Annotated in this window: 12 protein-coding genes; 3 read left to right on the forward strand and 9 right to left on the reverse strand. The window is 64.7% G+C overall.

Annotated features, from left to right (window positions below; all coding sequences use genetic code 11):
- The coding region (locus tag GPT33_RS04090) for a 2-isopropylmalate synthase (protein ID WP_296806058.1) at positions 1 to 1,068 on the reverse strand (1,068 nt) is incomplete at its 3' end.
- 430 nt (positions 1,069 to 1,498) lie between these two features.
- On the opposite strand from GPT33_RS04090, the gene GPT33_RS04095 reads away from it, so the two are divergent.
- From GPT33_RS04095 to GPT33_RS04105, 3 genes are all read left to right on the forward strand, one after another.
- A complete protein-coding gene (locus GPT33_RS04095; protein ID WP_296806059.1) occupies positions 1,499 to 1,963 on the forward strand; it encodes an Lrp/AsnC family transcriptional regulator in 465 nt (154 codons plus the stop codon).
- A 93-nt stretch (positions 1,964 to 2,056) separates the two neighbouring features.
- Positions 2,057 to 2,446, forward strand: a complete 390-nt coding sequence (locus GPT33_RS04100) for a hypothetical protein (protein ID WP_296806060.1) — start codon at positions 2,057 to 2,059, stop codon at positions 2,444 to 2,446.
- Positions 2,447 to 2,839: 393 nt separating this feature from the next.
- Positions 2,840 to 4,903, forward strand: a complete 2,064-nt coding sequence (locus tag GPT33_RS04105; protein WP_296806061.1) for a PhoX family phosphatase — start codon at positions 2,840 to 2,842, stop codon at positions 4,901 to 4,903.
- A 148-nt stretch (positions 4,904 to 5,051) separates the two neighbouring features.
- Here GPT33_RS04105 and GPT33_RS04110 read toward each other — a convergent pair whose 3' ends face one another.
- The 8 genes from GPT33_RS04110 to GPT33_RS04145 form a co-directional block, all read right to left on the reverse strand.
- Positions 5,052 to 6,233 (reverse strand): AI-2E family transporter, encoded by a 1,182-nt coding sequence (locus GPT33_RS04110; RefSeq protein ID WP_296806062.1) that lies wholly within the window; start codon positions 6,231 to 6,233, stop codon positions 5,052 to 5,054.
- Positions 6,234 to 6,282: 49 nt separating this feature from the next.
- Positions 6,283 to 7,728 carry a hypothetical protein gene (locus GPT33_RS04115; RefSeq protein WP_296806063.1) on the reverse strand — a complete coding sequence of 482 codons (1,446 nt, stop codon included), beginning with the start codon at positions 7,726 to 7,728 and terminating at the stop codon, positions 6,283 to 6,285.
- A gap of 57 nt (positions 7,729 to 7,785) precedes the next feature.
- Complete coding sequence (locus tag GPT33_RS04120) at positions 7,786 to 8,436, reverse strand: hypothetical protein (RefSeq protein ID WP_296806064.1); 651 nt, start codon at positions 8,434 to 8,436, stop codon at positions 7,786 to 7,788.
- Between the two features lie 213 nt (positions 8,437 to 8,649).
- Positions 8,650 to 11,676 (reverse strand): EAL domain-containing protein, encoded by a 3,027-nt coding sequence (locus tag GPT33_RS04125; RefSeq protein ID WP_296806077.1) that lies wholly within the window; start codon positions 11,674 to 11,676, stop codon positions 8,650 to 8,652.
- Between the two features lie 433 nt (positions 11,677 to 12,109).
- Entirely contained in the window at positions 12,110 to 15,889 is a 3,780-nt protein-coding gene (locus GPT33_RS04130) for a response regulator (protein WP_296806065.1), read from the reverse strand.
- The gene (locus tag GPT33_RS04135) at positions 15,886 to 18,108 is read right to left on the reverse strand and encodes a response regulator (RefSeq protein WP_296806066.1); all 2,223 of its coding nucleotides are present in this window, start codon (positions 18,106 to 18,108) and stop codon (positions 15,886 to 15,888) included. The genes GPT33_RS04130 and GPT33_RS04135 overlap by 4 nt, the downstream gene beginning before the upstream one ends.
- A gap of 334 nt (positions 18,109 to 18,442) precedes the next feature.
- Positions 18,443 to 18,652, reverse strand: a complete 210-nt coding sequence (locus GPT33_RS04140; RefSeq protein WP_296806067.1) for a hypothetical protein — start codon at positions 18,650 to 18,652, stop codon at positions 18,443 to 18,445.
- Positions 18,653 to 18,790: 138 nt separating this feature from the next.
- Positions 18,791 to 24,736: a PAS domain S-box protein gene (locus tag GPT33_RS04145; RefSeq protein ID WP_296806068.1), complete on the reverse strand. Its 5,946-nt coding sequence runs from the start codon at positions 24,734 to 24,736 to the stop codon at positions 18,791 to 18,793.
- Between the last annotated feature and the right edge of the window lie 20 nt (positions 24,737 to 24,756).

Raw genomic sequence — 24,756 nt, forward strand, 5'->3', positions numbered from 1 at the left:
CTGCCAGGGATCCTCCGGGCTCTGACGCATCAGACTCTTGCGGATCGCATCCTGGTGACTGCCCGAAAAGGCGGTATAGACCAACTCGCCCACCCAGGGGTGGCGCGGGTGCAGCGCCGTCCCGGTGCATTCCTCCACCACCCGGACGATCTCGTCCGGATCGCTCAGGTCAAGACCCGGATCGATACCCTGACTGTAGAGGTTCATCGCCAAGGTCACGATGTCCAGGTTGCCGGTGCGCTCGCCGTTGCCGAGCAGCGTTCCCTCGACCCGATCGGCGCCCGCCAAGAGGGCCAGCTCCGCCGCGGCCGCGGCGCCACCACGATCGTTGTGGGTATGCACCGACAGAACGATCGCGTCGCGCCGCGAGATATGCGTTGCGAAATACTCGACCTGATCGGCGAAGACATTCGGACTCGCGACCTCGACCGTCGCCGGCAGATTGATGATGCACGGCCGCTGCGGCTTCGGCTGCCAGACCTCCAGCACCGCCTCGCAGACCTCGACCGCATAGTCCGGCTCGGTGGCCGTGAAACTCTCCGGCGAGTACTGGAAGGTCCAGCGTGTCGCGGGCCGGCGTTGCGCCTCGCGCAGGACCCACTCGGCACCCTGACGGGCGATCGCCGTCACGCCCGCCCGATCCTGGCCGAACACCCATTCACGCTGAACCGGTGAGGTCGAGTTGTAGAGATGGACGATCGCGCGCGGGGCACCCTCCAAGGCATCGAAGGTGCGGCGGATCAGATCCTCGCGCGCCTGCACCAAGACCTGGACGGTCACGTCCTCGGGGATCTTGTCTTCCTCGATCAACCAGCGCACGAAGTCGAAGTCCGGCTGGCTCGCGGCCGGAAAGCCGATCTCGATCTCTTTGAATCCGAGCTTGACCAACAACGCCCAAAGACGACGTTTTTGGGCCACCCCCATCGGCTCCAACAACGCCTGGTTGCCGTCGCGCAGATCCACACTCGCCCAGATCGGAGCCTGATCGACGACACGGCTCGGCCAGCGGCGGTTCGGCAGATCCACCACCGGACCGCGACGATATTTTCGGGGATCAAAACGGGTCATGCTGTTCTCCGGAGTCTTGAGAGCGCTGCAGCCGCGGTCAGCAGCCGATGCATTTCACATCACATAGTCAAATCAAACCTCATCGTCAGCATCGGATAACCAATAAGCGACGATTCAGAAACAAGGTGAACGCCTTGATGAAAACGTAGGATGGGTAGAGCAAAGCGATACCCATGCCGTGCCCCGGTAGGGGACTTGGCCGCTCGCGTCCCGGTAAGGACTGTGAGCCTGATGGGCAGGTGCCTCGTGAGCCCTTGCCCGAATCGCGGCTGGTTGGCCGACGGGGATAGAATAGGCTCGAAGGGCACGCAGAGGATTTCAAAGATGCCGCAATTTTGGATCAATTGCGCAAGGATCTGCCATTGTTTATGAATCAATCGACAGATCGACTTTTTCCATCCCGGACGACCGACCCAACGGAGCAACCCCGATGAAGCTGGACCGTTACGACCGCCGCATTCTCGAGGAGCTGCAACGCGACGGGCGCATCAGCAATCAGGAGCTGGCTGACCGCATCGGCCTTTCGCCCTCGCCTTGTCTGCGGCGCGTCAGGGCACTCGAAGACTCCGGCATGATCCGCGGCTATGCAGCCCTGCTCGACGCCAAAACGCTCGGGCTCAACCTCATGGCCATCCTCAGCATCTCCATGGACAAACACACCCCGGAACGCTTCGAGCGCTTCGACGCCGCCGTCGCGGCCATCCCGGAGGTGCAGGAATGTCTCTTGATCACGGGACGCGACGCCGACTACCAGCTCAAGGTCGTGGTGCGCGACATGGACGCTTACCAGGATCTGCTCCTCAACAAGATCACACGCATCGAAGGTGTCACCGGCGTGCACTCAAGCTTCGTCCTGCGGCGCGTGGTCGAGCGTGCGAGTCTCCCGTTGGATTGACGCCGGTGGACGACGAATGCTTCCCGCCGTCCGGCACGCCGAATGCTTAAATCTCCAGCGAAAGCCTCATTTTTCAGAGGTGGGGAGAAACCCATGAACGACCTACAACTTCAAACTCAGACGCAGCTAGGGACGACGCAGGATCAGGAACGCGCACGCCGGCTCCACGGGGCACTGACCGAAGCGTCACTTCGAAACGAAAACGTCCTTTACGCGCGTACCAGAGGCGTCAGTCAGAACAACGGATCGTTCGGATTTCGTCCCGCTTATCTCGACGGCGCCAGCGGCGAAGCTGTGCTGTCGCGCTTCGCGAACGGCACCCCGGCGCCCGTACACCTGCTCGATGGCCTGCCCGAAGCCTGGATCCGGGATCGGGATCGCGAGGGTCACGTGACGGCGACTCGCCCTGGCATCATCTCCGGATTCATCCGGGACGGTCGGTTCTATACGCGAGCAGAGGCCATCACGGCCACGGCGCACTAAAGCCGCCTCAGACCGACCCATCAACAGTTCTCCGCCGGTGCAGGGACGCACCACCCCTTACCAGAAAAGTCAGCCCCGTTCGGCAGAACCGGAAACCCCGTGTCTTCTGCCGGCGCCGGGGAAATCCCGGAGCCGGTTCAGCGAGCCGCAATCGCTTCCCCCGCACTCTCGATCCGGGTCGGATACTTCGAGCGCGCGTGACATACGATCGTCATGCAAAGGTCTTATCCTGTCCAACCCGGATCCGGACGGATGAGCGCGATCGTCAAGGTCGCCGACCCCTTGCATGAAGCACGAAGCGGTCAACCGCCGGATTTAGGTTCAACCGTGCGGCGGTAACCGTGGCCGACGCGACGTCCGTCGCGCGCCCGATCGCCGGAACAGAGATCTTCTATGGCCGACCGGAACGAGACCTTCCGAACCATCATGCCCAGCAGCGAGCAACGCTTCTCCTGTCCAGCCGAGGCCCATGATGCCTCGGACGACCGCCCCCTCAACCCAAGCGCCTCGGCCACGCTCGGCGACATCATCCAGGCCCGCTTGAGCCGGCGCGACCTGCTGCGCGGCGCGCTCGCCGCGAGCACGCTCGGCGGTCTCGCGGCCGGCCCCTTGGCGCTCCTCGCCGACACCCTCACGGCGCCGGAAGGCGAGCGCGAGACCACAAAGACCCGCTTCGATTTCCAGGAGATCGCCCACGGTGTCGACGAGACCCATCATGTGGCACCCGGCTATCGCGCCGAGATCCTGATCCGTTGGGGCGACCCCGTCCTGTCCGGCGCACCTGCCTTCGACCCCGCTCGTCAAAGCGCTGCCGCGCAGATTAGGCAGTTCGGCTACAACAACGACTATGTCGGCTATGTACCCTTGCCGCTCGGATCGAAGAGTTCCGAGCACGGCTTGCTGTGCATCAATCACGAATACACCAACGCCGAGGTGATGTTCCCCGGCGCGGGCGAGCCGACCCGCGAGCGCGTCGAGATCGAGATGGCGTGCAACGGCGGATCCATCCTCGAGATCAGCAAGAGCGAGGGGCGCTGGTCGGTCGTCCCCGACAGCACGTACGCCCGCCGGATCACCGCGCTCGACACCGAGATCGCACTCTCCGGACCGGCCGCCGGGCATGACCGCATGAAGACCGCCGCCGATCCGACCGGCACCCGGGTGATCGGCACGCTCAATAACTGCGCCGGGGGCATCACCCCCTGGGGCACCTATTTGATGGCCGAGGAGAATTTCCACGGCTACTTCTCGGGCGACCTCGATCGACATGTCGACGCAGCCAATACGGACGGCTTCGCAGAGCATCCCGAACAACGCAACTACGCCCGCTACGGCGTGCCTGCCGGCCACTTCGCCTGGGGTCGCTTCCACAAGCGTTTCGACGTCAACGCGGAGCCGAACGAGCCAAACCGCTTCGGGTGGATTGTGGAGGTCGACCCGCTCGACCCGGCGTCCATGCCGGTCAAGCGCACCGCGCTCGGGCGTTTCAAGCACGAGGGCGCCGAGTCGATCGTCAACCCCGACGGTCGCCTGGTGCTCTACTCGGGCGACGACCAGCGCTTCGAGTATCTCTATCGTTTCGTGACCGACGGGAAGTTCGACCCGAGCCATCGCGCGGCGAACCGCAACCTGTTGGATGTGGGCACGCTCTCGGTTGCTCGCTTCGAGGCGGACGGCACGCTCGTCTGGATCCCGCTCGTCTTCGGCCGAGCCGCTCTGACCCCGGAGAACGGTTTCCACTCACAAGCCGACGTCCTGATCGAGACCCGTCGGGCCGCGGATCTGCTCGGGGCGACCCCGATGGACCGACCCGAGGACGTGGAGCCGAACCCGCACAACGGCCGCGTCTACGTGACGCTCACCAACAACAAGGAGCGTACCGCCGAGCAGCTCGACCCGGCGAATCCGCGTGCCGCCAATCTGTGGGGTCATCTTCTGGAGTTGATCCCGCCCGCCGGCGATCATGCTGCGGAGCGTTTCGGCTGGGAGGTCCTGGTGAAGGCCGGCAATCCGCGAGACCCGGCGACCGCCGCACTCTGGAACCCGGCGACCGGCGAAAACGGCTGGTTTGCCTGCCCTGACAACTGTGCGGTGGACCATCAGGGCCGGCTCTGGGTCGCAACCGATCAGGGCAATGCCTGGCCCCGGACATCGGGATGCGCCGACGGGCTCTGGGCGCTCGAGACCGAGGGCGACGGCCGCGGCACCGGGCGCATGTTCTTTCGAGTGCCCGTGGGGGCGGAGCTCTGCGGACCCTGCTTCACCCCGGATGGAGGCACACTCTTTCTCGCGGTGCAGCATCCGGCCACCGACGGCACACTCGACTATCCGGGCTTCGAGCGCCCCTCGACATTCGAGGACCCCGCCACGCGTTGGCCGGACTTCGACCCCGCGCTGCCGCCTCGCCCTTCGGTCGTCGTGGTCACACGGGAAGACGGCGGCCCGATCGGCGGATGATTCCACGAAAGGATTCTGGACCTCCAAGGCTCAAAGGACGCACAGCGAACAAGGCGATGGTCCCATGAGGTCGGCGCGAGGTCGGTGTGCTGCGCTTTGCCCAACCTCAGGCCAAGGGCCATCACGCATCGGTTCGCGTATTGAGCCGTCACTTCTGCGAATGATCGGGCGAAGGTGCAACGGGCTCCGGAGCGTCGGGTGACTCGACCGACAGGTCGAGCGAGGGCTTCGACGTGGGCGGCTCGACGACGCTGTCCAGGTCACCCAGGACGCATTGGACATCGGGCAGAAGATCGGCGAGCTCGACCCCATAGACCTCCCAGATCGAGATGAAGAGCGAGGCGATCAGCGGCCCGATGAAGAGCCCGTTGAAGCCGAACATGAAGATGCCGCCGAGCGTGCTCAGAAAGATCATCAGCTCGTGCATCTTGGTGTCGCGTCCCACCAGGATGGGTCGAAGCACGTTGTCGAGGCTGCCCACGACGAGCGCACAGAAGACGGCCAGTCCGATCGCACTTCCCATCTGTCCCTGCACGGCAAGAACGATGCACGCCGGCACCCAGACGAGCGCCGACCCGACGGCCGGAATGATCGACAAGACCACCATGACGGTGCCCCAAAACACCGCGTTCTCGATCCCCGCGACAGCGAAGGCGATGCCGGCCAGTCCGCCCTGCAGGAGGCCGATCAACAGCGTTCCCTTGAGCGTGGCACGGGTCACCGAGGTGAATTTCTGCAACATCACCCGCTCGTCGGCGCTCTTCAGCGGCAGGTAGTAGAGAATCTTGTTGACCAGCTTGTGTCCGTCGATCTGAAGGAAATACATGCTGTAGAGCATTACGAACGCCATGAAGAAGAAGTTCAGGGTGCCCAGCGTCAGCGACGAAAGCCCCCCGACAATAAACTTGCTGGCGATCGTCGCGGCCTCGCCGGCACGTTCGATCAAGATCGAGCGCAGGGGCAGCAACTCCTCGTAGAAGGGCAAACGGCGCATGCCCTCGAGGAAGGCATCCGGATCGGCAAGCCGCTCCTTGAGCCAGGGCACGAAGGTTTGGGTAACATCGAGCGCTTGAGCCACCACCACCGCGATCAGCAACGACAGCGGGATCAAGACGACCACGGCCACCACCAGGAGGGTCGTGAGCGACGCCAGGCTCGGGCTGCCCCGCAGACGCGGCTGCAGCCACAGGAACAATGGTCGTGCCATCGCACTGAAAAGCCCGGCGAGAAAGAGCGCCATCAGAAACTGCTGAATCATCGCGAGAAAGAGCGCGGAAATCCCGAGCGCCATCAAAATGACGACCCACTTGTTAACAAGATCTTGATTCATAAAACTCACTTATCCATTTGAAAAAGCGGGTGCGACATCCGTCACACGATCAGGGAGCTCCGACACTGCGCAAAGGCCCGAACCTGGCTTCGAGCTGCGCGGCCGGCCTCTGGATCCATGACGCCAGATGAGCCTGACCGGTCTCCTCGAGCCGACGGCACCCGTCTCCCGGCAACAGGAGCGGGATCGCCCAAGGGGGCCGGAAAACCAGGGCGTTCATCGGCGTTGCCCAATCGTCGACGATCGCCATCCACGGCCACTGCAGCGCGTAGGGCTCCTCGGGTCCGAACGCCAGACAGGTGGTCTCGGCGCTGGCCGTCGCATTCATCAGCCCGTGTGTCGCCGTCCACCAGGCGGCGGACTTTGCGGTCCCGATCAATGCGACGGTCAGCGCAGCGACGACCATCAACCGCCCGAGGCGACGGATGCCGGGAAGATCCGCGAGCGCCGACGGCCGCCAGGCGACCCCGACCGCAAGACCCATCAAGAGCAACGCGACGGGAAGGATCAACCCCGCCTTGAGCTTGATTCCCTCTCCCGAGAGGATATCAAGGGCGACCGAAGCCCCCACGAGGGGCAGCAGCAGAAAGGCCGGCCAGAGCAGCCGGCTCTCGACGACCCGGCTACCTCGCCGCCACCCCGAAGCGAGGCTCAGCGCCGCCAGGACCCCCGAGACCGCAACCCAGGTCAACAACAGGCCCTGCGACAGGGTCTCGGGGAGCAGGTAACGGACGGCTGCATCCGGCTCCGCCAGCGAGCGCTCGTAGCCGGTGGCGCCGATCAGTGTCGCGATCATGCGCAGGACGGCCGAGACCGCAAAGGCTGCGGCAAGGCCGCTCCACACGCGGGTCCAGGTACGCTCGGTCGCGCGATCGGAACGGGCGTTCAAGAGCGCGACGAGACTCAAAAATCCCGCCACCGCAAAGCCCAGAGGATGCAGCAGGAGCAGCAAAGGGGCCAGGACAGCACCGTAGGTCAAGGTCAAGCGGCGATGCGGCGCAAGTACCGCGAGGAGCACGAACGGCCAGACGAGGTACAGGCTGAAAAGCAGCTCCGAGACCGCGGAGAAATTGATCTGGTTGGCGATCAGAAAGAGCAGCGGCAGCAAAATCAACTCACGGCGGCGCTCGCGTACGATCGACCAGCACACCAGCAAAGACACCAGGGGTAGAGCGACATAAGTGAAGGAAAAGAGGTGACGCAGGAGCGCGACATCGTCGGTCAGTCGGGTCGCAGCCAAGGTCGGGAGCTGCGCGAGGACCGAGCCGAGCCGAAGATTCGGAAAGACCGGAACGCCGTCGAACGCCAGCTTGAAGAAGTAATAGGCGCCGTCGCCGAAGAGCGGCAGACCGACCAGCGCGATCGGTACATAGGCCAGCACGACGAGCGCAAGACCCAGCTGCAGTGCCCGTCGCTCGGTGAGGACACAACGATTCGTCACGGGCAGCGCGTGCTCGGGTGTGCTCGCAACGGCAAACGCTTCGGCTCTCGGCATGGGATCGGGTCGACTCAGATAGGGCGATCGGCAAGGCGGGCGCGACGAACGACCCGACTATCGTAGCGTGAGTCGATGATCGTTTGGCGGGGCAAGCCAAGGATAGAGGTCGGGCAAGGGCGGCGGCAGCACCCCCCATTGCGGCGGCGGCTCGAAGGGCCCCGGATCGGTGACCCCGCCCGGTCTTCGAGGGTCGCGTGGCGGACGGCGCCGAGGATCGGTCTGGCTCCGCGTGGGCTCGGTCGGGCGGAACCGATAGGGTGTCTCCCCCCATCCGGACGTGAAGTCCTCCGGCAGTCGATCGTCGCGGCGAAAGACCGGGTCATCCAGAGCGCGCTCTCCTGCGCCGAGCCAATCCGTCGATCGGCTCTCGCGGCTGTCGGCCCAACCACCGAAACGGCTCAGCTCGCGCTCCTCGAGCGGGCGGAAGCGATAGCCATCGATCACCGATCCTCCATCCGGGAGTGCCCTGTACCGCGAGAATCGCTTATCGCTCCACCCTGCCGGCGGGGTTGGCGGGACTGGCGTATCCGGAACGGTGAAGGTTCGCGGGCGATCCAACGGCCGCGTCTTCGCCGGAGCCGAATCGGCAACAGGTTCCGAATCGCGAACCGCAACGCCCAAAACCAAGAGGATTACGCCAGTCGCAAGGAAGATCGCGAGGAAGATCGCCCCCACGATGAAGACGAGATCGAATCGTTGATTCATCACTGAACACCTAGCTCCCGATCGGCACGAAAGCGGAGACTGCGAGAGACGGGATCAAGCTGCGTTCAAAAAGCGACGTCCCGACCGCGCCTCCGTCATGGATCTACCCTTTCGTCCCCTTAGAAATAGGCCGTGGATGCGGAATACGCAAGCATTGTCGGTGTTTGAATCGACGAATCGTCGTCGATAAGCGGTCAACGGCCTGATTCAGGGTCAAGCATCGAGCCGCGCTGCAGACGTCGCCGCCGGCCCCGGCCGACCGAAGAGATAGCCCTGAAAGGCACGGCAACCATGTCCGACCAACCAGTCGCGTTGGGCCTCGGTCTCGACCCCCTCGGCGATGACGTCGAGGGCGAAGGTATCGCCCAAGGCGATAATGGTGCGCGCGATCGCTGCATCGTTCGCGTTGGACACAAGATCCCGCACGAAGGAAAGATCGATCTTGAGCTCCTTCAGCGGCAGCCGCCCGAGATCGGTCAGCGATGAATAGCCGGTTCCGAAATCATCCAGCGCGAAGCTGATGCCCTGCTCCTTGAGCATCGACATCTTCGCGATCATCGCGTCGCGGTCGTCCAGCAAGAGATTCTCGGTGATCTCGAGTTTGAGTCGTTCGGGATTGCATCCGTGGCGCTCGATCGCGGCGAGGACCTGCTTGACGAAATCCGGATGATGAAACTGCAACGCACTGATGTTGATCGCAAGCGTCAGCCCGGCCGTCTCCGGCCGTTCGGACCAGACCGCCAATTGGGCGCAGGCCATTTCCAGAACCCACCGGCCCAGCGGCAAAATCGTCGCGGTCTCTTCGGCCAAGCGGATGAAATCAACGGGCTGGAGCAGTCCACGTTGCGGGTGTTGCCAGCGCAGCAATCCCTCCGCACCGGTCACCTGCCCCGCTCCGTCGACTTGGCTTTGGTAGTGGAGGAGAAATTCACCGTGCTCCAAGCCCTGGCGTAGACTTGCGGCGAGCGCGACACGCGCGGATACCTCCACCTGCATCTGAGGGTCGAAGAACCGCATCGTGTCCCGTCCTGCCGCTTTGGCCCGATACATGGCCATATCGGCCTGCTTCATCAACTCCTCGACGCTCTTGGCCTGCCGCCCGAAGAGGGCGATACCCATGCTGGCGGAGCACCGATACTCGCGATTCTCGAGCTCGCAGGGCGCGCGCAGTGCTTCAAGCAGCTTGTTCGCGAGCACCTCCGCCTGCGATGCAGCCTCCCGCGTTTGAGCGCTCAAACGCTCCAACATCACCACGAACTCGTCGCCGCCGAGCCGGGCGAGGGTGTCGGACTCGCGGATACACGAGGCGAGACGCTTGGCGACCTGACGCAGCAATCGGTCACCCTGATCGTGTCCCAGGGTGTCGTTGAGTGACTTGAAATCGTCCAGATCGATGAAGATCAGAGCGCCCATGCGATGGCTGCGCCGGCTCGCGGCGATCGCGCGCTCGAGTCGGTCCATCAGCAGACGACGGTTGGGCAGGCCGGTGAGCGGATCAAAAAACGCGAGATGTTTGATCGCCTCCTCGGCACGCCGGCGCTCGGTCGTATCCGTAACCAGGGCGACGAAGCGCGGCTCCACGCCGAGGAGCTGCAGGCGAATCTCCGCGGGATAGCAGCTGCCGTCCTTGCGCCGATGCCGGGTCTCCAGCACGACCTGGCTCTTGCTTCCTTCACGCAGCGGCTCGAGCAAACGCGAAAAGGTCGGCGGATCGTAATCGGGCATCAGATCCAATGGGGTCATCCCGATGAGCTCGACGATGTCGTAACCCAGGTTGACGCGGGCGCCCTGATTGACCTGCTCGAAGCACAAGCGGTCCGGATCGAAGACATAAACCTCGGTCTGTGACTTCTCGACGATCTCCCCGAGGCGACTGAGCGAATCATTGGCCGCGTGCCGGGCAGAGATATCGGTGGTCGTACCGATCATCCGCAGGGGCGTGCCGTCCGGGGCGCGCTCGACGACCTTGCCGCGCCCCAGGCTCCACACGTAAAGGCCGTCACGGCGCCGCAGCCTGTGCTCATGGTGAAGGGTAGTGGTCCGGCCGCGAAGGTGATCGTCGATCGCATCGCTCAGCGCCCGGGAATCGTCCGGATGAACCCGGTCCTTCCAGGCGTCGAGCCGTTCGCAGATGTCCTCCTCGCCCAAGCCCAGGAGGCTCTTCCAATGGGCCGAGTAGAAGACCTTGCCGGTGCGCAGATCCCAGTCCCAGACCCCGGCATCGCTGCCCTCCAGCGCGAATTTCCAGCGCTCTTCCGCATCGGCCAGCTCGGCGATCGCGGCGTAATGCTCGAGCGCGTAGGAGATGTCTCGGGCCAGCTCGGCCAGCAAATCGCGCGCGTCGTCGTCAAACACATCGCGGTCGCGCGCATAGACGCTCAAGACCGCGAACACCTTCCCGCGCATCGTCAGCGGAAGCGATGCCGAGGCGTGCCACCCGAAGCGTCGCGCGGAGGCATGCCATGGCCGGGTGACCGGATCGGCTTGGAGGTCGAGGCTCCAGTAGCCCTCCGCGCCGCGCATGACGCGCGCGAGGGGATCATCGTCGAGCCCGTCCGGCTCCGGCGACGAAGACAGCCCCTCGACCAGCTCGGCTCCGCCCTCGCCGTCCACGGCCAGACACTCGATTCGAGCCTCGCCCGAGCCCGTTCGGCCGATCCAGGCCATATCCAGGCCGCCTTGCGTCACGAGCTCGCGACAGACCACCGGGAACAACGTGCTCGGTTCCTCGGAATGGATGATGGCCTGGTTACATTCGGTGAGGATGCGATAGAGCCGCGTCAGCCGCTCGATCGTGGCATGGCTGCTCTTGCGCGCCGTGATGTCGTGCACGCGCACTACGACCCCTACGACGCTCCCGGCCGCATCGAGCCACGGGATGTAGGTCACCTCCCCCCAGCCGGTCCGCACACCGCGCCGCGGGAGCTGGGCCTCGAACACGACCGTTTCGCCGGCAAGACAGGCCGCCAGGCGCGGACCGACCTCTTGCGCGTAGAAGTCCGGATCCATGATCTCGTCCACGCGACGACCGATCACCTGCTCGGAGGTCAGGTCCCATGAGCTGAGATAAGACGCGTTGGCGGCGCGATACCTGAGGTCGCGGTCAAGATAGGCGAAGCGGTCGGTGCTCGCCGCGATCATGCGTCGGAAAAACTCCGGTTCCCCGGTGTCCTCCGACGATGGGCGGCTGCGTCCATTTGGAACGCGCTCGCGCAATGATCTCCCTCCCGGTCTGACCATGTCACGCCTCTTCACGAATCGTGGTCTCGGTGCAGCGCCGGCTCGAACACATCGGTCTCGAGACCCGGCACAAAACCCCGAGTGGCTTTCTAGGCTATGCTCGCCGATGACCCGAACCGGCGCAAGTCCGCGTATCGGCTTCCGCGAGCGGTGGCCGAGTCGGGGCTACTCCGGGGTGTTCTTGGGGCGGCGGGGACCGCGAGGACGGCGTGCCGCGGAGACATCGTCGCGTCGCCGGCGTGTTAAACCGCGTCCAGAGCGACATGCGTCATTTTCATGTTGCGTTTGGCTTCGGAGATGTCCTCGGTCTCGGCGAGAGGCGGTTTAAAATTTAATATTTTTCAGAATCTTAAACCGCGCCGGTTCCGTCAATCGTCGGAGCTGGCGCGGCCAAGCCAATCCAACAAACTACGCATACCGCACTGGGCGCGGTTTAATCCCGGGTTTCTCCTGCTGCACCCGGTGCGACACGGTTCCGACCGCCACCCTTCGCGCGGTAGAGTTGCTCGTCGGCCATCTCGAGCAAACGTTCCGGCTTCTCCCGATCATCGGCCAGCAGCACAGCCGCGCCGATACTGACCGTCACATGGTCATCCACCGGAGAATCCAGGTGCGGGATGTCCAAGTCCTCGACGGCGACACGCAGGCATTCCGCACGCCGAACGGCCGCCGTCATGTCGCAACCGGGCAGCAGGCACACGAACTCCTCTCCGCCGTAGCGTGCAATCAGATCGTGGCCGCGACAGGGAACCCCGATCAGTGCCCCGGCGACCGCCTGCAGACAGGCGTCGCCCTCCTGGTGGCCGTGACGATCGTTGTAGCGTTTGAAGTGATCGACATCCAGGAGGAGGGCCGCAAGCGGGGTGCCGTCGCGTTGCGCCCGCCGCCATTCCGTACGCAAACGTTCGTCGAAGGCGCGGCGGTTTGCGATGCCTGTCAGCCCGTCCAAATAGGCCATGTCCCGCAGCAGGTCGGACTGCGCCTTCAGGGTCAGATGGGTTCGCACTCTGGCCCGGACCACCGCGGGATTGACCGGCTTGCTGATGAAATCGACACCGCCGGCCTCGAGTGCCTGTGTTTGATCCAGTGCATCGGTCTGCGCCGTGACGAACAGGATGGGAATGTCAGCCGTCGCACCGTTTTGCTTGAGTGCGCGGCACACCGCGAGCCCGTCCATCCCCGGCATGATGACGTCGAGCAGGATCAGATCGGGCGGCGCACGGCGGCAATGCGCCAGGGCCTGCTCGCCGGCGGTGGCCGTGAATACCTCGCAATCGTCCTGAAAGATCCGGCGCATGGCGCGGATCTGGATCGGCTGGTCGTCCACGATCAACAGATGGGGGCGGCGCGAATGGGGCCAGATCGGCACGATGACCTTCGCACCGCCGCTCTCCGACGCATCGCTCGCGGGATCGCCCGTTACAGCGATCGCCGCGGCTTGCGGGCGCTCGAGCGCAGGTCTGCGCAAACGCTCGAGTTGGGTCTGCACCTGTTCCAGCGACGCCTTGAGCTCGAGGCGCATCGCACTGTCGACGAAAAGCCCTTGATTCAGGGTACGCTCGATTTCGGCCGCGATCGCACTCAGACGCTCGGCGCCCACGGTTCCCGCGAGGCCCTTCAGCGTATGCAGCATTCGACGTACGCTTACCGCGTCGTCGCCGGCTTCAAGTCGCTCGACGACGCCGGCGAGACTGTCGCTCAACTCGCTCCGAAAGCCCTCCAGCAGGGTTAGATAAAAGGCGTCGTCGCCGTCGGCATATTGCCGACCCACGTCCAGATCGAAACCGTCCAGCGTCGCGGGGAGACGAGATACCGGTGTGTCGCGACGAGGATCCGTCACGGACGACGCCGGTGTTTCAGGCGGCTTGAGCCAGCTCGAAAGGGTTCGATAGAGGGCGCCGCTGTCGATCGGCTTGGCGAGATGCGCAGCAACACCCGCTGCCCGTGCACGCGCGAGATCCTCCTCCATGACAGCCGCCGAGAATGCGATGACCGGCAGTTGCGGATGACGCTCGTGAATCAGGCGCGTGGCCTCGAAGCCGTCCATGACCGGCATCTGCAAATCCATCAGGACCAGATCGAAGTCGTGCGACTCCACCATCTCCACCGCTTCGGCCCCGTTGTTGGCAAGCGTGACCCGTGCGCCGGTTCGCTCCAGCATGCGTCTGGCCACCTCCTGATTCAGCGCCTGGTCTTCCGCGACCAGGATAGAGGCACCGTCGAAACGCGGTGCGCTCGTCCGCTTGCGCGTTCCGCCCGCGCGCGCCGATGCGATCCCGGGGTCGTGCCGAGGCATCTTTGCCTCGTCGGGACCGACAGAGTTCGCAAGACCCCTCTCCCCGAGGACCGGCTGCACACGGACACTGAAGCGGAAGGTCGAGCCCTGCCCCTGCAGGCTTTCGACGTCGATCTCGCCGCCCATCAGCTCGACGAGCTGCCTGGAGATCGCCAGTCCGAGGCCGGTTCCGCCGTATCGACGCGTGATCCCGGACTCCACTTGACTGAAGCTGCCGAACAGCAACCCAAGCTTGTCCGCCGGGATGCCGATGCCCGTATCGCGAACCGTGAAACCCAAACGAATGGCATCCGAGCGCGGGACCGCATCGCCCGCACCGGCTCCCTCGGCCGGCGGCAAGGTCTCGACCCGAACCTCGACCTCGCCGCTCTGGGTGAACTTGATCGCGTTGTCCACCAGGTTGACGAGGATCTGGCGCAAGCGTCCGGCATCGCCGCGCAAGCTCGGCGGCACCTCGGCGGAGACCTCGCAGACCAGCCGCAGCCCCTTGGCGAGGGCACGGTGCGCAACGATCGTCCCGAGCTCTTCGAGCAGGTCGCGCAGATCGAACTCCACCAGGACAAGATCCAGCTTGCCGGCCTCGATCTTGGAGAGATCCAGGATGTCGTTGATCAGGCGCAGCAGGGATCGGGCGCTGACTCGGGCGTTTTCGGCGAAGTCGCGTTGCTCCTCGCTCAGCGCGGTGTCGAGCAACAGCTCGAGCATCCCGATGACGCCGTTCATCGGGGTGCGGATCTCGTGACTCATGTTGGACAGGAAGGCGCTCTTCGCGCGGTTCGCGTCCTCGGCCCGGGTGGTCAGAATCGCCGCCTGCTCGGAGGTCTCGGCGAGCCGGCGGTTGAGGTCCAAGAGGTCTCGCTCGGTCTTTCTGCGCGCCGTGACGTCGCGCGCAACCGCGTAGACACGCTCCTCGTGCTGTCTGGAACGCCACTCGATCCACCGATAACTGCCGTCGCGGCAGCGATACCGGTTCTCGAAAACCAACACCTCCTCGCCCGCAGCTTGTCGTTGGATCGCCGCCAGCGTGGCATCGCGATCCTCGGGATGCACCAGGTCCAGGAAGACACGCCCCTCGAGCTCCGCGGTCGGATAGCCCAGCACGCGCTCCCATTCCGGATTGAGCCGAACAAACCGGTTCTCGAGATCGGCGATACACAGAAGATCCCGGCTGAAGGCGAAATAGCGATCGAGCTCCTCGCTCTTCTCGCGCGACACTTGGCGCTCGTATGCCAACTCGGCTTCGGCACGCCGCCGCTCGGTCAGATCGATGACCATGGCGAGGAGCCGACACTCGCGCGGGTCATCCGTCTCCGCGGGCAGTGCCGCCAACTCGAGCTCGCCGACAAAGCCGACCCCGTCGCCGCTCGTAAACGACAACTCGGCGACGCTCGCCCGGCCGCTCGCGCAGGTCCGGCGCAACGCCTCGTAGAGTGTCGACTCACCTTGACGGTCCGTGAATCGGGTCAGAAAGTGGTGACGCAGATGCCGCGTGCTCAGGCCGAACAGATCGCCGGCAACACGGTTGACCTCCAGAATCCGGCCGATGGGATCAATGACCAATCCGGCGATCGGCATGTCCGAAAAGAGGCGCAGGTAGCGCTGTACGGCGCGTTCCGTGTCGAGCTGAGAGGCCCGCAGCTCCTCGTTCTGGATCTCGAGCTCGGCCTGATAGATGCGCAGGTCTTCGATCAGCTTCAGCGGCTCGACCTCAGCCTGCGCCAGATCGCGCATTGCCCATGCGAGATCGCCCTGCTCGAGCGCCGCGCGGGCTTGTCCCTGTACCGACGCCGCCGGGTCGTGAGCCTCCGGAGCCGAACCGCCAGCCGCGCCTGCCGGCTTCGGGCTACCGGAGCCCGTTGCCGAAGCCTGCTCGGTCACCCGATCGGCTTCGGGCCGCGAAGCCTTGTCGCCGGTCATGGGTCGATCATCCGAGGGTCTTCAAGCGGACGGCCCTGACCGTCGGCCGTCGTCGAACGCGTGCGCTCCAGGCTTGACCCGTCGGCGTCCAGGCCCGTCACCCCCTGATCCGGCTCGGGTTCGCCCGTTACCGCGGCAGTCGATTCAGCCGACACCGGCGGCTCGGGGGTTGGGTTGCCCCCATCCTGCTCGGCACCCCGCGCCAACCAGCACGCCAAGGTCTCGAACAGAAGGTGGCTGTCGATCGGCTTGGCCAGATGACCATTCACACCGGCCACCCGCGCACGCTCCCGATCGGCTTCCATGACCGCGGCCGTCAGCGCGATCACGGGCAGCTCCGGGAAGGAGGCGCGGATGCGTCGCGTCGCCTCGAAGCCGTCCATCACCGGCATCTGCAGATCCATCAGCACCAGGTCGAAGCTCCGCTCCTGCACCAGATCCAACGCCTCCGCACCATGGTTGGCCAGGGTGACCTGCGCGCCGGTCTTCTCCAGGATGCGCTTGGCCACCTCTTGGTTCAGGAGATTGTCCTCCACCACGAGGATCGAGGCGCCGGAAAAATCGGGCACGGCCGATCGCGGCGACGCGACACGCCGGGCTGACTTCTCGGAACCCGCTTCGAGTCCGGTCACGGTGCCGGGATCCCCGGGAGGCGCCGAATCGTGCGTCTCGACATCCGCAGGATCCGCCAAGGGCAAGGCCAGCTCGATCGAGAAGGTACTGCCCTCGCCCGCCGTCGAATCCACTCCGAGCGTCCCATCCATGCGCTCGACCAACAGCCGACTGATCACCAACCCCAGCCCCCTGCCGCCATAGGGCCGGGTGCTCGAGGTGTCGGCCTGGAAGAAGGGCTCGAAGAGCTGGCCGACGGTCTGCTCGCTCATGCCGACCCCGGTGTCTCGAACCTCGAAACGCAGCCGGACCCGATCGCCCTCGCGCCCGAGATGCAGAATACTCAGCGCGACGTAGCCTCGCTCGGTGAACTTGAGCGCGTTGCCGATCAAATTGGAGAGGATCTGCCCGAGACGCGACACATCGCCGAGCAGCGCGGGGGGGATATCGGGATCGACGCGAACGCGCAGCTCGAGTCCTTTCGCCGCGGTCGCGGCCCCGAAGAGGATCTGCAACTGCGAGGCGAGCTCCGCCGGACGAAAGGGTCGCGGATCCAGATTGAGCCGTCCGGCCTCGATCGCGGAATAGTCCAAGATGTCGGCGATCATCCCCGAAAGCATGCGCGAGGCACTGCGGATCTTACCGAGAGAATCGCGCTGCTCATCGCTCAAGGGCGTGCGCAGCAGGACATCGCTCAGCCCGATCACCGCATTCATCGGGGTGCGGATCTCGTGGCTCATGTTGGCGAGAAACTCGCTCTTGGCACGACCGGCCCGCTCGGCCTCGGACAGGGCTTCATCCAACGCGGAATTCTGAGCAGTCATCGCCTCCGTCTGGGCGTGGAGCTCGCGATTTAAGCGACGGGTGCGCGCGTTCAGCCCTTCGACCTGCGCAGCCTGTCGCCACAACAGCCAACCGGCACCCCAGATCAGGACCAGAACCGTCGCGAGAAAGCCGAGATGACCGATGCGCAGCTGCATGACGCCGGCGCCGATGGCCGTTCGAAAGGGCTCGTAGGGCAGCGACACGCGAATCCCGCCGCGCACGCTCCCGATCGCGTAACCGTCTTTCTCGTGGCACGCCAGGCAGGGCTTCTCCGCGATCAAGGCACCCATGAATCGAAAGCTCTCGTGTCCGCCCTCCTCCACCAGGCCCGCGTACTCGCGCGCACCCGCCTCGAAGGCCGAGAGGGCCTCGCGTTCCCAGTCGTCCGCGGCATTCAGTGGGTTCAGTGGCTTGAGGCTGGTGATCTTGAAGTGAACACCCTCCCGGTCGGTCGCCATATCGGAGAGCAGCCGGGTCATGTACGCCGGATTGATCTTGGTCAGCTGCACCCCGTCCCGGGTCACCACATCGCGCGCCGGGTCCTCCAGATACGGGTTGGGGGCGATCAGGTCGGTCACGGGAACATACACGCCGTTGTGCAGCGCATTCCAACGGCGCGTCAGCACCAGCTGCTTGAAGAAGGTCACGCCCATCTCATGCGCGAGATGCCGATGATGGGCCTCGACCCGACCGACACTCAGCGCGAAGGACAGCAGGGTCGCCCCGATCAGCAGGGCCGACAGGAACCCGAGGAAAATCACGATCTGTCGTTTGAGGCTCACGTCGAGGTCCGTCAATGACGAGGTTGGAGCGTTCCCCGCCCCGGGAGCAGGCCCGACAGCGCACCGCGCGGCCGAGCGCAGGCTGCATCCATACCTTAGACCGGCCCAGCCTCCCGGCCAAGCCCTGCCGGGGAAAAAACAAGGTGAAGTGCGTGTGCCGCCATCCGCGACGGCCGAGGATGCCGGTCGCCTTCGCGGCACTTGGCGCAGAGCGCCACGGGTATGCGTGACACCGCAGAGCGGATGTCACGAGCCACTCAAGGTCTGGGTGGCCGGCATGAGCCGCTCAAGGTCTGGGCGGCCGGCCTAACGAGTGACTCTTCACGGAAATCGCCTAAAGCCAATCCACCAACACGGAATCCTTCTGTACGTCGTCGGGATCGGCGTCACTCGAGCGTGCGCTTCGTCCGTAGTCGGCAATCTGCCGAAACGTCGGATGAGAGGTCGCGACATAGTCCACTGTGCCGATACGATCGGCAAGCGGATGGAGCAGAAGCAGAAGAATCCAGGCAACCAGCAACGTCGACAGAAGGGAGGCAAGCACCGGCATCATCTCGGCCCGGAACCCATGAAGAGGCTTCACCGAGAAGGTTAAGCGAACGGGCTTGCGCCCTACAGTAAAGAAATGTAAATCGGCGTGGCGTCCGGGGATGCCGCTTTGAACACCGGGCAGCGACCTTCGTCAGCCTCGGGGTCCGACAACGGACGCCGCGATCGCGGCCCGAAGAGCGCCGTGATCGATGGGTTTGCGCAGCACGAGCGGCGCATACGGCAAGGCATCCAGCGAGAAGGCCGACGGGGCTTGGCCGGTCATCAGGATCACCTTCAGATCCGGAAACGTTTGCGCCAGCGCGGCGCAAAGGCCGGCACCGTCGAAAACGGGCATCGCGAGATCCGACAACACCAGATCGAAGTCGGCGTCGCGTTGCAGGCGATCGAGGGCGTCACGGCCATTCTCGGCGAACGCGACCAGTATGCCGTCCAACATCAACAATCGCCCGACCGAGTCCCTGACACGCGGGTCATCGTCGACGACGAGGATCCGCATCACGGGTTTGGGTGAATCCTCGTTCGAGAAGGCAGGGTCGTCGAGCTGCGACGATCCTTGGGGAACGAGCGGCATCAGGAGTCGGAATTCGGTGCCCATGCCGACTTGCGAGGACACGGCCAGACCCGCACCGGAGCGCATGACGAACTCCTGCACCATGAACATGCCGAGCCCATGCCCGCGTTGTTTGGCCTTGGTCGAGAAGAGCGGCTCAAACGACCTCTCCAGGACCTCGTCGGACATCCCGCATCCGGTGTCGACAACCCTGATCTGGACATACTCGCCCGGACCGAGTTGACCGACCGCCAGCGGCATCGAAGCGTCCCACGTGACGGTCTGCGCGCCGATGAGCAGATCTCCGCCCTCGGGCATGGCGTCGCGCGCGTTCAGGACAAGATTCAGCAACGCGGCCTGGAGGAATGCGGCATTGCTCTCGGCCGTGAGTCCGGGCTCGAGATCCAGACGGAGGTTGATCTTGGGCGGGAGGATCTGTCGAAGGATCGTCACCAGCTCGCGAATCGTCTTCTCGAGCGCCACGTTCTCCAGCACGATGCCGCCTGCGCGACTGAGCGACAGCATGCCCGAGGTGACGACCTTCGCTTGACCGAGCGCACTCTGGGTCTCTTCGATGACCTGAACCACCTCCGGATCGCCCTGTTCGCCCCTCAGGATCGCATCCAAGTAATAGAGGTTGGCGTCGATCACCCCGAGCAGGTTGTTGAAGTCGTGCGCCACGCCGCTCGCCAGATGACCGATGGTCTCGCGCTCCTTCGCGCCGATCAGTGCAGCCTGAAGCTGCTCTTCGTATTGCTGTGCGACGATGCGCTGGCCGATCAGCCGAACCAGTTCTCGGTTCAGACCCGACAGCTCGGGACACTCGGCTCGCGCCCAGAACCTGATCACCAACCCGTTGGCCCGTTCGCCGGGTCCGATCCAGTGCAACGCCATGCGGATGCAGGAGACGTAGCCCGCCTGCCTCGCCCCATCCGGCAGCTGCGAGCCGACGAAGATGTACGGGATGCCGGGCTCGGCTGCGTCCGTGTCGATCGCGGCGAATGCCTCGGGGACCGACCCGAGCTGCGATACATCGGAGTCCGGATACCGCGCGACCGCGCGATAGGTCCGGTCCGAGCGGATCGCTCCGATGTCGGCCGCGTCCATGCCCAGACCCTCGCACCCAAACTGGAGGAGGGCGCGAAGCTCATCGGTTGCAGGCAGCGCCTGGCTGGCGAGATCGACCAAGGATTCGAGGTTCTTGGTGTAGCGCATCAGCGCGGCCTCGAGCTCGAGCTTGCGCTCGGTCGCGGCCTGAAAGTCCGTGATGTCTTCGACCATGCCGAGCGCCATGGACCCGTCATCGGAGCTACCGGGCAGCAAGACGACGCGCAGATCACCCCAGACCAGCGAGCCGTCGGCCTTGCGATAGCGCTTGGTTATTCGGTAGAGGTTGCGTTCTCCCGCCGCCAGCTCCCCGAACAAGTCAAGCTCCGTCGTCAGATCGTCCGGATCGGTGAACTCGTCGAAGCGCATCCCGACCAGATCTTTCGGGTCATAGCCGAGAAAGGCGCCGAGCGCGCGGTTGGCCAGATTTACGCGCCGGTTGGTTCCGCAAATCGCGATCCCGATGGGCGCATTCTCGAACATCGTGCTCAGACGTTCTTCGCTTTCCGCCAGCTGCTGCTGCGCGCGATATCGCTCGGTAATATCGACGTCCGTGCCTCGGTATCCGAGCAGCGTGCCATCGTCGGCGACAACGGGAGCGGCGTTGCTCAGAACCCAGATTGTCGAGCCATCGGCGCAACGCACGGGAACGACAACGTCGGTGAAGTAATCCAAGCGTGCGAAGCCCTGAAATACCTCGGCCTTGACGCTGTCCCTCGCCGGCTCGGCCACCAGGTCGAAGAAGTATTTCCGACCGACCAGGTCCGCGCTGCGGTAGCCCCAAACAGCCTCGCCCACTGGACTGACATAAGTGAGGAGACCTTCCGCATCGACCTCCCAGCTGACGATTCGGCTCTGCGACGCGAGCTGGTCATAGCGCAGGTTGCTGTCGCGAAGCTCCGCAAAGGTTCGGGCACGCTCGAACGCACTCACCAGAATGCTGGCAACGACCCGCAGAAAGCGCACCTCTGCCTCCGACCAGTCCCGCGGTGCCTGCACCGCATCGAACCCGACAAAACCGATCAGGCGCTCTTCATGCAGCAGTGGCGCCAGCACGACGGATAGGATCGACTGGAACTGCAGCATCTCGCGCTCCGCGGCCCAGGTGTCCGGGAGCTCCGCCACACGCGGGACCACGGCGGCCTCTCCGGACTCGAGAAGCTGCATCGAGGCGGAGAAGTGCTCGATCGGAAGCTGCTGCAGATGCCCGATCATCGGCTCGATCCCCGGGGCCACCCACTCATGGCTGTTGCTCATGGTGTCGGCAACGAGATCGAATCGGAACACGTAAACGCGATCGGATCGGGTAAAGCCGCCAAGGCGCTCGAGGGTTTGGTTGATCAGCGGATCGAGATTCTCGTCGTAGACGCTAACGAAGGCCGAGGCCAGCTCGAGGAGCTCGCGCTCGATCGCCTCGCGCTGAATCAGCTCGAGCTCGGCGCTTTTTCGGTCGGTGATGTCCTCATGGGTTCCCGCCATGTGCAAAGGCCGGCCTTGCGCATCGCGGGCCGAGATGCGTCCCTGATCGTAAACCCAGATCCAATGGTCGTCGCTGTGCATCATCCGCACCTCACAACGGTACTGGTCCGTGTCCCCGCGGAGATGCCGCGCGAGCTCGGCCTCGGCTCGCGTGAGATCCTCGGGATGACAGAACTGGCGCCACGTCTCGATCGTGGTCGGCTCCAGATCTTCGAGGCGGCGACCCATCATCTCGGTCCAGCGTGGATTCAACGTCAGCCTGTCGGTGACGAGATCCCACTCCCAGGTTCCGACCATCGTCCCGTCGATGATGTCGGCAAGACGGCGACGCTCTTGCGCCAGCGCCGACTCGGCCGCCTTGCGCTCCGTGATGTCCAGGGTGGTGCCGGTCAACCGCAGGGGTGTTCCGTCATCGGCACGCAAGGCACGGCCCTCTTGCCGGAGGACGCGCTGCGACCCGTCGGCACACCGGACGCGGTGCTCGATGAACAATCGGCCGTCGGGTCTCAGAATGGCCGCCTCCATCTCGGCACGGATGGCGGCCTCGTCGTGCGGATGCACGACCGCGTAGAAGGCGTCCAGGCTCGGTGTGATGGCGCCGGGCACATACCCGAGCAAGCGATAGTTCTCGTCGGACCAAACGAGCCGATCGTTGCAACAATCGAAGTCCCAACTGCCGAGGTGCGCAGTCGCCTGCGCCTCGCGCAGCAAGCCTTCGCTGCGGGCCAGACGTTCCATCGCCTCGTTGATCGCCGTCAGGTCCTGTTGGATGCCGACGTAGTGCGTCACCTCGCCTCGGGAGTCCAATAGCGGGGCAAGATTCAGGGCGTTCCAGAACCGCGTTCCGTCCTTGCGATAGTTGCGAAGCGTGACCTGGCAGGGCTCGCCGGCCGCAATCGCGGCCCGAATCGTGGCGCGTCCCGACTGCTCGCGGTCTTCGCCCTGGAGAAAGCGACAATTCAGGCCCATCACCTCGTCCGCGCGATAGCCGGTCAACGTCTCGAAACCCTGGTTGACATAGCTGATGCGGTAATCGGACCCGGCGACTCGGCGTCCGATGATGATCCCGGTGCGGGCCTGCGACAGCGCCTTGAGGAGGACGGCATGGCGGCGGCGGGTGCGCAGGGTCTCGAAGGCCAGCGCGGCCAGGTTCGCGGCCGTCTTCAGGATCTCCGGCACGACCGCATCCGGCGCACGCGAGGGACAGTGCCGGATCGCAAGGACACCCGCGCATTGGCCATCGTGCATGATGATGGAGGAGCACCACCAGAAGGCCGCGCCGCCATTCGAGCGCGGGTCGGTCCGCTTCGTACCGGCCGGATCCGGCACCGCCTCCACGATAAAGATCCGGCTGGAGGAGCCCATCCGGTGCGCACCGACGGGATCCAATTCGCTCAACCGGCGCTCCAGGGCCGCGTGCTCGACGGCGCCGAGGCCGAACCCGGCGAGATGCACGAGGGATTCGGCCGAGTCTTGCCTGAGCAAGACGCATCGGGAGGCCGGGACCATGCCTTCCACCAGGGCACAGAGGCGCTCCGCGGCCGTGCGCTCGTCCTCGTCGGACGCCATCAGACCGGCCAGCATCTGCGCCTGCAGATCGCGCAAGGAGCGCAGCCGGGTTTGCGTATCGCGCTCGCGCTCGATCGTCGCGAAGTTAGCGGCGAGGCCTTCGGCCATCACCCCGAAGGCGTCGGTCAGTGCCCGGCTCTCGGCCAAGACCCCGGGCAACGGGATGGCCAGGGTCTGGCCCGAGACGATCCGAGCGGGCAAGGCGGAAGCGGTCTCCACGAGCCGCTCCAATGGACGCACCAGCGACACGGCGAAGCGATCTGCCAGCAGGAGCGCGATCCCGGCGATCACCAACAGGAGCTTCAACAGGCCCAGCACCTTCCGCTGTAGCTCGTCGACCAGCGGGGCCGCACTGAGCTCGATCAGCAGACCCTCGCCGACTGTCGGATCTGAAAGCGGCAGGATCATGCGATAGCGCGCCTGCCGCCAGAGCGACATCCGCGACGGATACGAGTCCTCCGGCCAGATGATCATCAAATCCTCGGCCGCGGTTCGGCCGACGCGCGTATTCGGCGCAACCGCACTCGACCCGAAGTCCCCGGACAGCCCGATCGGACGGACCTCGAGCGCGGTGTGCTCGCGGAGTATGCCGCTGACGAGCCCGGTCATCTCCTCCAGATGGGCCAGGATCTCCGTCGCTTCGGTCGAGGTTGCGGGTGCGGCAGTGTCGAGATCGTGGATCGCGAGCACACCGAATATCCTCATACGATCGGCGAGATCCACCTCCAAACGCTCCTTGAGGTCTCGATTCTCCCAGGCCACGACGAGGATCGACGGCAGCACAAACCCCGAGAGGAAGAGCGTAAACAGCACCTTCCGGGCCGAGAGGCTGCCGGGGCGACGCCTCACGGCGGCGACGACCATGATGACCAGCCCCGCCAAGGCCACGTTCAGGATCCCGTTCAAGGACTGTTTCACCGCGACCACCAAGGTCTGGTGCCAGACCATCCCCATGACGCCACGATAGAACAGCAGAACCAAGGGGATGCCGACCAACACCCAATAGAGCGTCACCGAGAGACCGAGCACCGGCACCTCGCGGCCACGCCGTCGCGCGTGATCCCGATGCAAGCCCACGAAGGCCGCCTCGGCGAAAAAGATGATCAGTGCAAAGGGGTGATCCCAAAGGAGATAGGTATAGGCACCGGAGGCGGCCGCGACGATCAAGCCGGCACCGGTCCCGAGCCAGACAATGGCCAAGAGGACGGCCACGGACCCGAAGATGATCTCCAGTCCGAAGAAGAGCGAGAGGTTGAAATGGTTGCCGGCCACGGCGAGCACGGCCATCAGGACCGTGAATACGGCGGTGCGGACGCGGCTCATGGCAGCGCCGGGTTTAGCCGGGTCGGCAAGGCTTGACTGCTGGCTCACTCCTATCGCTCCGCACTTAT

Source organism: Thiocapsa sp. (genome assembly GCF_011390875.1).
GTDB lineage: Bacteria > Pseudomonadota > Gammaproteobacteria > Chromatiales > Chromatiaceae > Thiocapsa.

What these genes read in the sequence shown, in the direction of transcription:
- GPT33_RS04095 (WP_296806059.1), top strand. Translation starts at nt 1,499, where the DNA reads ATGAAGCTGGACCGTTACGACCGCCGCATTCTCGAGGAGCTGCAACGC.
- GPT33_RS04110 (WP_296806062.1), bottom strand. Translation starts at nt 6,233, where the DNA reads ATGAATCAAGATCTTGTTAACAAGTGGGTCGTCATTTTGATGGCGCTC.
- GPT33_RS04125 (WP_296806077.1), bottom strand. Translation starts at nt 11,676, where the DNA reads ATGGTCAGACCGGGAGGGAGATCATTGCGCGAGCGCGTTCCAAATGGA.
- GPT33_RS04115 (WP_296806063.1), bottom strand. Translation starts at nt 7,728, where the DNA reads ATGCCGAGAGCCGAAGCGTTTGCCGTTGCGAGCACACCCGAGCACGCG.
- GPT33_RS04120 (WP_296806064.1), bottom strand. Translation starts at nt 8,436, where the DNA reads ATGAATCAACGATTCGATCTCGTCTTCATCGTGGGGGCGATCTTCCTC.
- GPT33_RS04105 (WP_296806061.1), top strand. Translation starts at nt 2,840, where the DNA reads ATGGCCGACCGGAACGAGACCTTCCGAACCATCATGCCCAGCAGCGAG.
- GPT33_RS04130 (WP_296806065.1), bottom strand. Translation starts at nt 15,889, where the DNA reads ATGACCGGCGACAAGGCTTCGCGGCCCGAAGCCGATCGGGTGACCGAG.
- GPT33_RS04100 (WP_296806060.1), top strand. Translation starts at nt 2,057, where the DNA reads ATGAACGACCTACAACTTCAAACTCAGACGCAGCTAGGGACGACGCAG.